General features: G+C 61.5%; 12 protein-coding genes, 2 tRNA genes and 1 pseudogene. 8 read left to right on the top strand and 7 right to left on the bottom strand.

All coding sequences use genetic code 11. From position 1 onward, the window contains the following. Positions 1–1,387: 1,387 nt before the first annotated feature. The 3 genes from HMPREF3048_RS12180 (at position 1,388) to HMPREF3048_RS09930 (ending at position 5,502) form a co-directional block, all read left to right on the top strand. Positions 1,388–1,537: an ATP-binding protein gene (locus HMPREF3048_RS12180; RefSeq protein ID WP_244268633.1), complete on the top strand. Its 150-nt coding sequence runs from the start codon at positions 1,388–1,390 to the stop codon at positions 1,535–1,537. A gap of 650 nt (positions 1,538–2,187) precedes the next feature. Continuing rightward, positions 2,188–2,940: an ABC transporter ATP-binding protein gene (locus tag HMPREF3048_RS09935; protein ID WP_070772033.1), complete on the top strand. Its 753-nt coding sequence runs from the start codon at positions 2,188–2,190 to the stop codon at positions 2,938–2,940. Positions 2,941–2,958: 18 nt separating this feature from the next. Then, positions 2,959–5,502, top strand: a complete 2,544-nt coding sequence (locus HMPREF3048_RS09930; RefSeq protein WP_070772035.1) for an ABC transporter permease — start codon at positions 2,959–2,961, stop codon at positions 5,500–5,502. Between the two features lie 3 nt (positions 5,503–5,505). On the opposite strand, the gene HMPREF3048_RS09925 is transcribed toward HMPREF3048_RS09930, so the two are convergent. From HMPREF3048_RS09925 to HMPREF3048_RS09905, 5 genes are read right to left on the bottom strand one after another with little or no spacing between them, the layout of a single operon-like run. Next, positions 5,506–5,871: a FluC/FEX family fluoride channel gene (locus tag HMPREF3048_RS09925; protein ID WP_070422609.1), complete on the bottom strand. Its 366-nt coding sequence runs from the start codon at positions 5,869–5,871 to the stop codon at positions 5,506–5,508. After that, positions 5,864–6,214 carry a CrcB family protein gene (locus HMPREF3048_RS09920; protein ID WP_083284794.1) on the bottom strand — a complete coding sequence of 117 codons (351 nt, stop codon included), beginning with the start codon at positions 6,212–6,214 and terminating at the stop codon, positions 5,864–5,866. The genes HMPREF3048_RS09925 and HMPREF3048_RS09920 overlap by 8 nt, the downstream gene beginning before the upstream one ends. 18 nt (positions 6,215–6,232) lie before the next feature. Further along, on the bottom strand, positions 6,233–6,607 hold the full coding sequence (locus HMPREF3048_RS09915) for a fluoride efflux transporter FluC (RefSeq protein ID WP_070451246.1): 375 nt from the start codon (positions 6,605–6,607) through the stop codon (positions 6,233–6,235). Continuing rightward, on the bottom strand, positions 6,600–6,947 hold the full coding sequence (locus HMPREF3048_RS09910; RefSeq protein WP_070772022.1) for a CrcB family protein: 348 nt from the start codon (positions 6,945–6,947) through the stop codon (positions 6,600–6,602). The genes HMPREF3048_RS09915 and HMPREF3048_RS09910 overlap by 8 nt, the downstream gene beginning before the upstream one ends. A gap of 10 nt (positions 6,948–6,957) precedes the next feature. Then, complete coding sequence (locus HMPREF3048_RS09905) at positions 6,958–8,376, bottom strand: alanine/glycine:cation symporter family protein (RefSeq protein ID WP_070772020.1); 1,419 nt, start codon at positions 8,374–8,376, stop codon at positions 6,958–6,960. 115 nt (positions 8,377–8,491) lie between these two features. On the opposite strand from HMPREF3048_RS09905, the gene pgm reads away from it, so the two are divergent. The 5 genes from pgm (at position 8,492) to HMPREF3048_RS09880 (ending at position 11,802) form a co-directional block, all read left to right on the top strand. Continuing rightward, on the top strand, positions 8,492–10,117 hold the full coding sequence (gene pgm, locus HMPREF3048_RS09900) for a phosphoglucomutase (alpha-D-glucose-1,6-bisphosphate-dependent) (RefSeq protein WP_070772019.1): 1,626 nt from the start codon (positions 8,492–8,494) through the stop codon (positions 10,115–10,117). A gap of 18 nt (positions 10,118–10,135) precedes the next feature. Then, on the top strand, positions 10,136–10,618 hold the full coding sequence (locus tag HMPREF3048_RS09895) for a MauE/DoxX family redox-associated membrane protein (RefSeq protein ID WP_256365999.1): 483 nt from the start codon (positions 10,136–10,138) through the stop codon (positions 10,616–10,618). Between the two features lie 67 nt (positions 10,619–10,685). Next, positions 10,686–11,477, top strand: coding sequence for a DsbA family protein (locus HMPREF3048_RS09890; protein ID WP_070422604.1), 792 nt, complete (start codon positions 10,686–10,688; stop codon positions 11,475–11,477). A 152-nt stretch (positions 11,478–11,629) separates the two neighbouring features. After that, a tRNA-Ala gene (locus tag HMPREF3048_RS09885) sits at positions 11,630–11,702 on the top strand. Between the two features lie 27 nt (positions 11,703–11,729). Next, positions 11,730–11,802, top strand: a tRNA-Ala gene (locus HMPREF3048_RS09880). Positions 11,803–12,083: 281 nt separating this feature from the next. On the opposite strand, the pseudogene HMPREF3048_RS12580 reads toward HMPREF3048_RS09880, so the two are convergent. Both HMPREF3048_RS12580 and HMPREF3048_RS12575 read right to left on the bottom strand, forming a co-directional pair. Beyond that, positions 12,084–12,614 (bottom strand): annotated as a pseudogene (locus HMPREF3048_RS12580) (GNAT family N-acetyltransferase). A gap of 6 nt (positions 12,615–12,620) precedes the next feature. After that, complete coding sequence (locus tag HMPREF3048_RS12575; protein ID WP_070772017.1) at positions 12,621–13,163, bottom strand: GNAT family N-acetyltransferase; 543 nt, start codon at positions 13,161–13,163, stop codon at positions 12,621–12,623. Between the last annotated feature and the right edge of the window lie 10 nt (positions 13,164–13,173).

Genomic DNA, 13,173 nt, shown 5'->3' with positions numbered 1-13,173 from the left:
GAGTAGGTTACCGCCGACCCAACAACTTCACACATGAGGCACCCGCTTCCACCACCGGTGGAGGCGGGTGCGTTCGTTTGTTCGCAGACCTCACCCGGTCGACGCGGTAACACAGCATGCCCCCGGGTGGTTGTTGTGGGTAGCGCACGATATGGCGCCCGGCCCAGTATCAGACCCTGATCCAGCGGACCTCCTCACCCTGGACGTCGTGGAGGACAGCTCCAGCTTTGACGGCTTTACCGTGATCGCGACGGCGGCAATCCCGCGTTAACGGGGATGGGATGTCGACGACACAGTGGCTGTGGCAGGGCCCTCGGGCGAGGCAGTTGAGGCCACCCTCGGCGGGCTATTGCAGAGTTCCAACATCCTGCAGTCGTTCGTAGTGTCGGACGAGGCGGCTGCGGCCACAGGCTTTCGGGGCTAGGGCCGTGTCTTCATGATCGGGGTGAACAACGACGGCACAGTTGACTAAGCGCAGCTGCGGGCGAACCTCGAAGATGCGGTCCGCCTGGATATTGTCGTCCAAGTCCGCTCGACCGAGGACATGACCAGGGAAGTTGCTGCCCTGATCGCTCAGATGCCGTTTATCCTCTACGCGCTGCTCTCCTTGGCAGTGGTCATCGCCGTCCCACACAGTCAGTGGAACCTACTGACGATGGCCGCCCCTGCATTTTCCAGGGCCCACCATCAGCAAGCGTTACACCACACTAAGGGACGCAACCCGGATCTGTGCCCATTGTTCCAAAGAAATCACCCATCCAATCTTTTTCGGATGGGCTACTTTTCGAGGAGCGTTTTGGGCTACTTTTCAAAGAGCGCTGACAGGCAGGAACATCGTCGGAGGAAATTGAAGCGGCACTGAAGGGTGGCAGCATACCCACTTCACTTCCAACAATCCGAGAAGAAGAGACCCCCACGCCAAGTGACGCCACGACCGATAGTTACCCGGATCCCATTCAGGCAACACAGGGAACCGAGGTTCCGGAATAAGATCGAACGAAACGAATGTCGTGGACACCCCTAAAGGAACTTAGAGAGAAACATGATCTATGTGGTTTTTGGTGCAGTGGTCGCGCTATTCATCTCCTTATGCATCATGGCAATCGGGTACCTAGTCCACCTTTCAGCTAAGCGGAAGGTGCTTTCTCCATACCGTTTCTTAGTCGTAATGGTTTTACTAGCACCCGTTTTTCTGATTTACGACATACGTAGCGATGAGATGTGTAGCGGCCTTTTCAATTATGCGGTCAGCGGTTACTTAATTACCGCAGTCATCATTAGTTCTCTGTGGCGCAGTATTGCGGATGGCCTCAGCGAAGCGCGAGAGTAGGAGCGGTCGCTAGGAGAGGGTGTTTATCCAGAGTTTCCCGCGAGGTATTTATACAAGGTGGTCCGCCCGATCCTCAGTCGGCGGGGCACTTCAAAGTCCACCCCGGATGCTGTCATCGCCGAGTCGATACTGAATCGGCTTGTCGTTGGCGCTGAGATCATCACACTGCAAGGACCGAACATGCGCCTCGAAGCCAATACGCAGTAGCGGCTCATAGTCAACGCCCGGGTGTTACCCGATACTCACCCGAGCGTTACTGGATACTCACCACAGTGTTACTAAATCCATGGTCCTAACACAATGTGGAGCGGAGAAGCGCGCCACCAAATTACCGACCGCCCATTGGTTGGTGTCGACCAACTTGTCCGCAATGCAGAGCAACAATGGCTGCTACTAGGTCATCGGCAACGGAATCGTTGGTCTGTACCCACTAGTCCGCAATGCGGAGTCAGTAACCGAACGGGCTTCACTATGCCGCTGCATAGTTGGTGCTTACCCATTAGTCCGCAATGCGGAGTGAGAAAGTCCGCAACTTGGTTGACGACAGCAGATTCGTTGGGGTTCACCCACTAGTCCGCAATGTAGAGTCAAGACTCGAACCTGCCGTAGACCCCAGCCTCGCAGTTGGCGAACCGCCATCAATGCAAAATGACGCCTGATCGGCTGCAGGTTCTTACACTCCACCCAGGTCGGCGAAAGGTGTGATGTGCGGTTTTACTCTCCCGGTTCGTTTAGAGACCTAGCCGCAGCGGTTGAGGAGCCACAAACGGTGAAGTTGCTTGCTGGTGTGGTGGTCGTCGTAGAGAAATTGCACGAAATCAGCGATGTGGGGCCTGGGCCGTATAGTCGGCAAAGGAATGAAATGCCGCAGGGAGGATCACGTGAGCGTCGCAGCAGCACGAGCAGTCAACTTGAGAAAGTCCTACGGGCAGGGCGACACGGAAGTTGTTGCGCTCGATGGGGTGGACGTTGAGTTCCGGCAGGGGGAGTTCACCGCGATCATGGGCCCGTCGGGATCGGGCAAGTCGACGCTGATGCACGTGATGGCTGGGCTAGATTCGGCGACGTCGGGCGAGGTGTTTGTCGGCGGGACGGAGTTGTCGCAGTTGAACGATAAGGAACTGACGGCGCTGCGGCGTGACCGGTTGGGCTTCATTTTTCAGTCGTTTAACTTGGTGCCCACGCTGACAGCGGCCGAGAACATTCAACTGCCAACAAATATTGCTGGTCGATCGGTGGACCGGGAGTGGTTTGATGAGATCACCGAACGCCTTGGTTTATCGAAGCGACTGAGCCATAGGCCTGCGGAGTTGTCGGGTGGTCAGCAGCAGCGTGTGGCGTGTGCCCGTGCGTTGGTGTCGCGGCCGGAGATCATTTTTGGTGACGAGCCGACGGGCAACCTGGACTCTAACTCGTCGCGTGAGGTGCTGAGCATTTTGCGGACGGCGGTGGATCAGTATGACCAGACGGTGGTGATTGTGACGCATGACGCGAGGGCGGCGTCGTATGCGGATCGTGTGGTGTTTTTGCGGGACGGGAACATCGTTAATGAACTGCGCAACCCGGATATGGATGCCATTTTGGGTGTCATGGCGACGATGGAGGACTAGGGGCCAGTGAACTCCACGATGAATAAGGTGTCGCTGCGTAACCTTGCGGCGCACAAACTGCGGCTCGCGCTGACGGTGTTGGCGGTGGTGCTTGGCACGTCGTTCCTGTCTGGTGCGCTGATGTTCACCAACATGCTGTCGTCGACGTTCGACTCTGCCGTAGACACTGTGCTTGACGACGTCGATGCGGTGGTGCGCCCAGCCGAGGGCGAAAGTGCCTTAGACAAGGAGACAGTCGACGGCATTCGGGCGAATGGGGACGTTGATCGTGTGAACCTGATGGCTGATGAGTCGGTTGTTATCGCGACTGACAATGAGGTGGCGGTGCAGACGCGTCTCGGGTCCTCGCGGCTGGGCGTGTATTACGAGCCGCAGGACACGGTTGGCCGAACGGTCGAGGTGGTCGAAGGTCACGCACCGAAAGAGATCGGCGATGCGGTGATCAACGCCAATGGCGCGCATGAGTATGGCCTGCATGTTGGGCAAGAGTTGATCGTTGTGGACCGTGATGGTCGGAATACGGTGCGCATTACTGGGCTTATCGACGACCCCCTGGTGCAGGCCACCTCTTTACGCCTCGGGGTAACCGAAGAGACTTACTTGGACTATTACTCCTATGACGAGCGTTTCCCGGCGATCACTGTCGGGGCGAAGGAAGGCGTGGGGGCCGCGGAGGTTGTGGACAACCTGCGCAGCGAGTTTCCTGGACTGAAGATAGAGGCGGGGGAGAAGGTTGCGCAGGAAACGACGGAGCAGATTCGGGACGCTCTGAGCTTTGTTACGTACTTCTTGGTTGCGTTTGGTCTGGTTGGCCTGTTGGTGGGCACGTTCTTGATTGCGAATACGTTCTCCATGATCGTTGCGCAGCGTACGAAGGAGTTTGCGTTGCTGCGGGCGTTGGGGGCGTCGCGCGGGCAGATCACGCGGTCTGTGGCGCTGGAAGCGGCTTTGGTCGGGTTGTTGGGCTCGGTGCTTGGCGTGGTGGCTGGTGCCGGGCTGGTGTTGGTGATTCGTGCGGGGATGAACACGTTCGGCATGCCCCTTCCGCAATCGGGGATTGGGTTGTCGGTTGATGCGGTGGTGGTGCCACTGGTCGTCGGCACGGTGGTGACGGTGCTTTCGGCGCTGGCGCCGGCGCGGAAGGCAGGCAAGGTCCGGCCGGTGGAGGCGATGCGGGCGAGCGAGGCTGCGACGCCGCAGCCATTGATGTGGCGCACCATAGCTGGCGCAGTATTAGTCGTTGTGGCGGTTGTTGCGGCGGGTTACGCAATGGCGTGGGATGACGGTGCGACGCGCCACCGGGCGATCCTGGTTGGTGTGGCTGCGTTGAGCGTGATTAGTGGTCTGTTCCTTGCGGGACCTGCGTTGAGTCTGCCGGTTGTGCCTCCGTTGGGGCGTGTCATCGGGGCACCGTTCGGGGAGGTGGGCAGGCTCGCGTCGACGAATACGCGGCGTAACCCGCGCCGGACTGCAACAACGGCGTTCGCGCTGATGTTGGGCATTTCGTTGGTGACCATGATTGGCATGCTTGGCGCGTCGATGAAGCAGTCGGTGGATGACGTGGCCGCAAGCGAGGTCAATGCGGACTATGTGCTGATGGGCCCGGAGATGGGGTCGTTCCCGGTGCCGGGGGATTTGCCGGACAGGCTCGCTGAGGTGGACGGTGTGGGCAATATCGCGTCGTACACTCAGGCACCGATCACGGTCGACGGAGAGTTTGGCCACCAGTTCGGGCCGGTCGGGATGACGGATGTGCTGCGCGGTGACCCGTCGGATCTTATCGACCTCAACGTGGTCGACGGCGACGTATCGCTGACTGGTGACTCGCTGATCGCACCGGAGCACATCGCCCAGGAGCGTGGCTGGAAGGTCGGCGACACAGTCGAGGTCGCGGCGCCGACTGCCCCCGGGAAGACGGTCGACGTGACGGTTGCCGGCCTGTTTAGTGGGTCGAATGTGTTGCAGATGTTTGTGGTGTCGGATTCGGCGGCGGCGAAGGTGTCGTCGATAAGCAATACGCGCTTGTTGATGGTGGGCGTTGACAGCGACGGCTCCACTGATCTGGAGACGCTGCGCGCGCGGCTGGAAGATGAGGTGCGCGGCGACATTGTGGTGCAGGTGCGCTCCGCGGAGGAGATGAGTGGCGAGGTCACTGCATTGATCGATCAGATGCTGTTCATCCTGTACGCGCTGCTGTCGCTGGCTGTGGTGGTGGCGGTGCTTGGCATTGTGAATACGCTGACGCTGTCCGTGATTGAGCGCAGGCAGGAGATTGGTATGTTGCGCGCGGTGGGCTCGCAACGCAGGCAGATCCGCACGATGATCCTGCTGGAGTCGGTGCAGATGACGGTCTACGGCGCGGTGCTGGGCGTGCTGCTGGGGCTTGGGCTTGGCTGGGCGTTCCTGACGGTGCTTGAGAGCCAAGGCTTGACGACGATTGCCGTACCCACCGGGCTCATCGCCACCGTCCTGGCTGCCTCGGTAGTAGTGGGGCTGCTCGCCGCAGTGTGGCCGGGCCAGCGCGCTGCGAAGACACCGCCACTGGATGCGATTGCGGAGTAGGGCTTAGCGGGTGGCGAACGACGCCACCTGCGCACCGATTCCGGCCGCGAGCACCGCGAACGCCGCGGTGCTTATCCCGTACTCGGCGGCGAGGCGGAACTTGCCGTCTTTAATCAACGCCCCGAGTTGGCGGGCCAACAGTGACAGTGTTGAAAGTGCGCCGGCAAACCCAACACCAACGGCGGTTTGCCACATGGAAGGCAGGAAGATTGCCACGCCGATGATGCCGGAGGCGGCGATGTTGGCAATGAAGGTTGCCATCAACAGGTTGTGCACGACGGCCATGATCGCCCAACGCACAAACCCGCCGAGCATGCCGCCGAAAAAGACACCGAGGACGGCGCCGAGCATCCACGTTGCATCAGACATGGTGCTTCACCCGTGACGCATCTCCGGCCATCCACGCCAATGTGGCAGAGACAAGCCCGAGCGTGATGATGAACGCCGCCCACAGCACCGACGAGTGGGATGAGGCCAATGCCACTGCGGAAAGGGTGCTGAACCCGCCGAGGAAACCCACGCCCCAAAACGGCCCCGGCGCGAAGTAGCCCATGGCGTAGCAGGCGGTGAGGTTCACTGCGAAGGTGACGGCTAGGGCGAGCGCTTCCGGGGTGGCGGGGTTGACCCAAATGAGCAAAATGAAGCGTGCAAGCGCCCCGCAGCCAGCACCGAGGGCAACGATGAGGCCGGTTTTCAGGGATGTTATCTGCACGTCTGTCCAGTGTAACCGTTAAGCGCCAAAGGCTCGAAGGCCCCAGCGCAGACCGAACCAGGCAGCCAGGATGCCGATCACGGCGGTAGACAGGCCGTAGCGCAGGGCCTCGCTGTGCTTTTTCGCCTTGATGAGCTCGCCGAGTTCTTTGGCAAAGGTGGACCAGGTAGACAGCGCGCCGGCGAACCCGACGCCGAGGGCTAACTGCCAGGCCACCGGGGTGGTGACGGCGAAGCCTGCGACGGTAGAGCCGACGACGTTGGCGGCGAAGGTGGCGGCGTGGGCGTTGTGGATGATGCGGGACAGTGCGTAGCGGGCGGCACCGCCGAAGAAGGCGCCGGCGAAGACGGCGGCGAGGGTCAGGGCGAGGCTGAGCGCGGCGATGTTAAGCATTGCGGCGGCTCCTGAGTGCGTCGCCTGCGAACCACGCGCCGATGGCGGTGGCGTAGCTCAGCGCAATGATGCCGAGCGCTTCGATCGCCTGTGATTGCATCGCCGCGACCGAGATTGCGGAGTAGGTGGTTAAGCCACCGAGGAAGCCCGTGCCCCACAGGGGGCCGGGCTTGAACAGGCCCATGGCGAAGCAGCCGGCGATGTTCACAGCGAAGGTCAGCGCCAGCGCGGCGGTGGAGCCTGGGGCGGCCCCGAGGATGACGAGGTGTCTGACCACTGCCCCCAACGCCGCGCCGAGGGCGACGGTGAAGGTGGTGGAGAGGGTGTCGTCGATACGCATGGGCGCGAGCCTAGTGCCAATCCATCTTCTGGCGCTCAACGAACGCCGCGACCTCCTCCGGCGACTTCTTCAGGTGCGGATCCCACGCGAGGTACTCGCGGGTCTCGCGCACCACAATGCCGGACAGCAGGAGCAGGCCGATGAGGTTCGGGATGGCCATGAGCCCGTTGGACAGGTCGGAGAAGGTCCACGCCAACTCCAGGGAGGCAACCGCGCCGACAAAGGACAGGGCGGTGAAGAACATGCGGTAGGGGATCGACGCCCACTCGCCGAACAGGGCAACGATGGCACGCTCGCCGTAGTAGGACCAGCCCAAGATGGTGGAGAATGCGAAGAAGATCAGGGCGACGGACACGATGAGGCTGCCCCACTCGCCGGGAAGCGCCTGGCCGAAGGCGGAGGCGGTCATGATGGCGGCTTGTTCGCGGCCCATGTCCCAGGTGCCGGCGGTGACGATGACCAGGCCGGTGATGGTGACGACGATGATGGTGTCGATAAACGTCTGCGTCATGGAGACGAGTGCTTGGCGCGCCGGGTGCTGCGTCTTGGCTGCCGCGGCGGCGATGGCGGCGGAACCCATGCCGGACTCGTTGGAGAAAATACCGCGCGCAACACCGAACTGGATGGCCAGCATGATGCCGGAGCCGACGAAGCCACCGGTGGCTGCGGTGCCGGTGAACGCGTCGGTGAAGATGGTGGCAATTGCGGCCGGCACGCGGTCCGCCATGAGCACCAGTGCGGTGATGCCACCGCCGACGTAGATAACAATCATCAGCGGGACGAACGCGGCGGTGATCTTGCCGATGCCTTCGATGCCACCCAGGACTGCTGCACCCACGGCGAAGAAGATGATCACGCCGGCGACGTTGGCGCTGATGCCAAACGCGTCGTGCATGCCGGCGGCGATGGAGTTGCCCTGCGCGAGGTTGCCAATGCCGAAGGACGCGAAGATGGTGAACAGGGTAAACGCGGCGGCGAGGAATTTGCCGAAGCCGCCGCCGACACCAGTCTTCAGGTACTCGTGCGGGCCGCCCTGCTGCTTGCCCTTCTTGTCGGTGGTGCGGAAGCGCACACCCAGGTAGGCCTCGGAGTACTTCGACGCCATGCCGACGATGCCGGTGAGCCAGATCCAAAACAGTGCACCAGGGCCACCGATGGAGATTGCGGTGGCCACACCGACGATGTTGCCGGTGCCCACCGTCGCCGCCAGCGCGGTGGTCAGTGCCTGGTAGTTGGAGATGTCGCCCGCGCCCTCTTCAGCCTTATCGACGAACGCATGACGCGTCGCCCGACCCAGCGTGCGGAACTGGATACCGCGCAGCCGGACAGTGAGGAACAAACCAGTGCCCAGCAGCAGCGGAATGAGGACGAAAGGCCCCCAAACTATGGACGAGATAGTGCTCAAAATGTCGTTGAGGGTGGAAGCCATGCGGAAGAGTAAAGCATACGCATAGCAGAATAATATAAAACTGGCAGAGTTTAGATTCACGGACGATGATGGAGCTGTCCATACACACCCTCAGCCCGCAACAAAAGGAGCCCCCATGGCACACGAGCGCGCCGGCCAACCCGCCCGCGACGAGGACCTCATCGACATTGCCGAGCTGGTCACCGCCTACTACACCCGCGATATCGACCCCGACAATGTGGACCAGCAAGTGGTGTTCGGCACCTCGGGTCACCGCGGGTCGTCGTTAGATAATGCATTCAACGAAGCGCATATCTTGGCGACGACGCAGGCGATCGTCGATTACCGCCGCGGCGAAGGCATCACCGGTCCGGTCTACATCGGCCGTGACCCCCACGCCCTGTCGGAGCCGGCGATGGTTTCCGCGCTCGAGGTGCTCATTGCCAACGAGGTACCAGTGCGTGTCGACGCCGCCGGGCGCTACACCCCAACCCCAGCCGTCTCTCACGCGATTTTGACCCACCCCGGCGGAAGCGCCGACGGCATCGTGGTTACCCCATCGCACAACCCACCGCGCGACGGCGGCTTTAAATACAACCCGCCAAGCGGCGGACCCGCACCGGCGGAAGCTACGGACTGGATTGCGCGCCGGGCCAACGAATACATTGCCGCAGGCCTGAGGGGCGTGAAGCGGGTATCGGTCAGTGGCGTGCTGGACGAGCGTGCGGAGAAGTTCGGCTACCTCGATCACTACGTCTCCGACCTGGACAGCGTGGTGGATATGGACGCCATCAAGGCATCTGGCCTGCACGTCGGCGCAGACCCGATGGGTGGGGCGAGCGTGGACTACTGGGGAGCGATCGGGGAGCGCTACGGGCTGAACCTCGTGGTGGTCAACCCACGCGTGGACGCCACCTGGCGGTTCATGACCCTGGACACCGACGGCAAGATCCGCATGGACTGCTCCAGTGCAGACTCCATGGCATCGCTCGTGCATAACCGCGACAAGTACGACCTGGCCACCGGCAACGACGCCGACGCGGACCGCCACGGCATTGTCACCCCGGACGCCGGGCTGATGAACCCGAATCACTACCTCGCCGTGGCCATCGAGTACCTGTTTAGTCACCGCGACGGCTGGGCGAAGGACACGGCGGTGGGCAAGACCTTGGTGTCCTCGTCGATGATCGACCGCGTTGTCGCATCGCTCGGGCGTGACCTCGTCGAGGTCCCGGTTGGATTCAAGTGGTTCGTGCCAGGACTCGTCAGCGGCACCATCGGCTTCGGTGGCGAAGAATCCGCCGGTGCGTCCTTCCTGCGCAAAAACGGCAAGGTCTGGTCCACCGACAAGGACGGCCTGATCATGGACCTGCTCGCCGCCGAAATCACTGCGGTAACAGGCAAAACTCCGTCGCAGCGCTACGCCGAGCTCGAAGCGCAGTACGGCTCGCCTGCATATGCGCGTATCGACGCCCCCGCAAACCGCGAAGAAAAAGCCACCCTGAAGGCCCTTTCGCCCGACCAAGTGCAGGCGAGTGAACTGGCGGGTGAGGTTATCTCTGCAAAGCTAACGGAGGCCCCAGGAAACGGCGCGGCCATCGGCGGACTGAAGGTGACCACCGAAAACGCCTGGTTTGCCGCGCGCCCCTCCGGCACCGAAGACAAGTACAAGATCTACGCCGAATCGTTCCTCGGCGCGGAGCACGTGGCGCAGGTGCAGGAAGAAGCCAAAGCGCTCGTGTCACAGGTCTTGGGCAAATAGGGGAGTAGAATCAGCCGAGTGAGCACAACGACAGCCGCGCCTGCAACGCGCGACACAAAAACACTGGTCCTGGACGTGTTGTCCGCGTTAGCGCGGTTCTACATGGCCTACATTTGGATCTCTGCTGGGTGGGCAAAAATTGGTGTCCACCTGGATACCGCCAAAACCATCGAGGCCTACGAAATCTTCACCCCAGCCTGGTCCGACTTGCTGGCCCATATCATCGGGCCGCTCGAGCTCGCAGGTGGTTTGTTGCTGCTGCTGGGCATCAACCTGCGCTGGTCGGGCAAGGTGTCCATCTACGTGCTCGTGCTGTTCATCATCGGCATGCTGTCCGCTTGGCAGCGGGGACTCGTTATCGACTGTGGTTGTTTCGACCCGTCCGCAGCCGGCGAAGGGGAGACGAATCTGCTCGCTACGGTGTTCCGCGATGTCATCTACATCGCCATCACAGGCTTCATGATGTGGCGCCCGTTTAAGAAGTTTGCAATTTACCCCTAAACTTGACCGTTGTACGCAGTACCCGTCCACCGCGCCGTGATCGCGGCGCCAACAACAGGAGACACGTGTGACCACACGCAAAGTGCAAAACCCGAACCAGAGCGGTAGCAAGGCCTTCATCTGGGCCGTCGTCGCTGTTATCGCGATTGCCCTGCTCGTCATCGGCATCATTGTCTACAACGGCAAGGCAAACCGCAGCGCTGCAAAGCAGGCGGAGATGATCGACGTCACCGGTATCAACGTCGAGTGGAACCAAGAAGAGGACATCATCCACATCACCGGCGAAAACAAGGATGCCAACAAGGCTGAACTTTTCGAAGACTTCTCCTGCTCCCACTGTGCAGACCTGCACGTTGCTACCGATGAGCAGATGCTGGAGAAGGTCCGCGCGGGTGAAATCAACGTGGACCTGCGCCCGATGACCGCACTCGATGGCGGCATGACGGGCCACTCCACCAAGGCACTGGCTGCCGAGCTGGCGCTGCTGGCCCACGGCGATTTCTCTTCCGCGTTCACCTTGCGCAACTTCCTGTTTGAGAACCAGCAGTCGGCGTACAACAAGTACGACGAGAACGGCTTCGCAGATCTGGCCGCAGACTACGGTGCAAGCGATGAGGCTGTGAAGGATATTCGCGACGGCAAGTTCATCGACACCGCGAAGCGTCTTGGCGACGACAACCGCAAGTACCAGGAAGACAAGACCGGTGAGGCATGGACCCCGCGCGTGCTTGTCGATGGCGAGGATGTGGAAAAGCTCGTCGATATTGAGGAACTCCGAGAGATCACGGGCAACCCGAACCTCGACGAGAAGGAGGACTCTCCGCGTGACTTCTGGCCGGAGGTCCTGGCCAGCCGCTAAACACAAAGACCAATATCGGCTTTTAGCCCCAAGCGGCCTGCATTTGCCCAGGTCGCATCCTGAAGCGGTGGCTAAAAGCCGATATCGCCTTTTGTGGGGGCTGGCGATTTGGCCGGGGGCGGGCTGGCCCGGTATATTGGCCAAAGTTCCAAGGGGCTATGGCGCAGTTGGTAGCGCACCACACTGGCAGTGTGGGGGTCACGGGTTCGAATCCCGTTAGCTCCACTCCACAACTACATACCGTTTACATACGGGGCTATGGCGCAGTTGGTAGCGCACCACACTGGCAGTGTGGGGGTCACGGGTTCGAATCCCGTTAGCTCCACGTAACATGAGAAAATCGAAACTTGCCCCGCCTGATGGCGGGGCAGTTTTGTTTCTGCGGTGACGTGGGCCGGGCACCGATGCTGGTGTGTGCGAGAGCGCTGGCGGTGGTCTGCTCGGGGTGTAGCGAGAGAGACGGCGGTGAGCACGAACCGCTGTGTTCGCTGAGAGGCCGGCGCAGGGGGATCTTGAGTCATCTCCGCCTTTCAGTATGCCGATACGTTGTCAGAGCGCGGTAGATTTGGGGGCCGCATACAGGGAGCATGAAAGTCAGACTCCCGATCATCGGCGCATGTGCTCGGAGGCAAGTCGCGCGAAGGTGAGGGTGTCGGTCCATTCGCCCTTGCTGAACCAGTCCTGGACGTGATGTGCTTCGAGCCGGAGCCCGACACGACGAGCCAGTGCTGCCGAGGCGCTGTTTCGGGCATCCATCTGCGCGGTGACGCGGTGGAGCCGGTAGTGGTCAAACCCGAGGGCGAGTACTGCTCGGACGGCTTCGCTGGCGAAACCTTGCCCACCGTGCGCCGGGTTGAGAACCCACCCGATCTCGCCTTGACGGTGCTCGTGATCGGTGAGCCACTACGCGACGTCTCCGATCGGGACGCCGTCACGCTCGATGACCAGCGCAAGCGCGCCAGTCTCGCCATCGATGTCAGTCTTCGCTAGGCGTTCGGTGAGCTTGTCGTGGGTGACTTCCGCGGCCCTTGGCTCGTCCAGCAGGTAGCGGGCAACGTAGGGTCGCGAGTACAGCTCGTGAAGCCATTCGGCATCGTCGTCGTTATGTGGACGGAGTCGAAGCCGCTCCGTCGCCAACGGCCACTAGGCGGTGGGCTTGAGATCGCGCCGGTAATGGAATAGTTCCTCGCACCGTCCTGCGGGCGTGGTCCCGACGGCTCGCTCGACCGCGCGGAACCCTGCGTTCGTCAAGCACCGCTGGGAGGCCTTGTTCTCCAGTAGCGTGCGTGCTGTCAAGGTTTGCAGTCCACTGCTGCGTGCGAAGTGCGATGCCAACTCCAGGCCCCGGCGAGCGTGCCCTGCTCCCCGCGCATCCGGATGAATCCAGAACCCGACCTCGGCAGCCTCGGAGCTGACGTCGAAGAGCACCAAGGAGCCCACAAACCGGTCCGTCTCGGCGTCGACAAGCGCGAGGACTGCCAGCGTGCCGGACGACAGACCCTTAGCAACCTCGTCACGGATCATCCGTCGCACGGACTCTGGGGTGTAGTCGGACTCGGGTAGGTGGCCGAAGCGCCGCACAGCTTCATCCTTGGTGCCGGCTGCGTACGCGTCTGCATCCAGCTCAGAGAGGGGTCGTAGGCGAGTGTTCTCAAAGGTGATCGGGAGGGTGGTGGCATCCAGCATGTGCTAAACC

Source organism: Corynebacterium sp. HMSC075D04, assembly GCF_001815635.1.
Taxonomy (GTDB): Bacteria; Actinomycetota; Actinomycetes; order Mycobacteriales; family Mycobacteriaceae; genus Corynebacterium; species Corynebacterium coyleae.
This window is presented reverse-complemented; position numbering and strand designations above follow the sequence as displayed.

Bases quoted from the DNA above. Each gene is read 5' to 3' on its own strand.
- HMPREF3048_RS09925 (WP_070422609.1), bottom strand. From the start codon at position 5,871: ATGTCTGATGCAACGTGGATGCTCGGCGCCGTCCTCGGTGTCTTTTTC.
- pgm (WP_070772019.1), top strand. From the start codon at position 8,492: ATGGCACACGAGCGCGCCGGCCAACCCGCCCGCGACGAGGACCTCATC.
- HMPREF3048_RS09935 (WP_070772033.1), top strand. From the start codon at position 2,188: ATGAAATGCCGCAGGGAGGATCACGTGAGCGTCGCAGCAGCACGAGCA.
- HMPREF3048_RS09910 (WP_070772022.1), bottom strand. From the start codon at position 6,947: ATGCGTATCGACGACACCCTCTCCACCACCTTCACCGTCGCCCTCGGC.
- HMPREF3048_RS09915 (WP_070451246.1), bottom strand. From the start codon at position 6,607: ATGCTTAACATCGCCGCGCTCAGCCTCGCCCTGACCCTCGCCGCCGTC.
- HMPREF3048_RS12575 (WP_070772017.1), bottom strand. From the start codon at position 13,163: ATGCTGGATGCCACCACCCTCCCGATCACCTTTGAGAACACTCGCCTA.
- HMPREF3048_RS09905 (WP_070772020.1), bottom strand. From the start codon at position 8,376: ATGGCTTCCACCCTCAACGACATTTTGAGCACTATCTCGTCCATAGTT.
- HMPREF3048_RS09930 (WP_070772035.1), top strand. From the start codon at position 2,959: ATGAATAAGGTGTCGCTGCGTAACCTTGCGGCGCACAAACTGCGGCTC.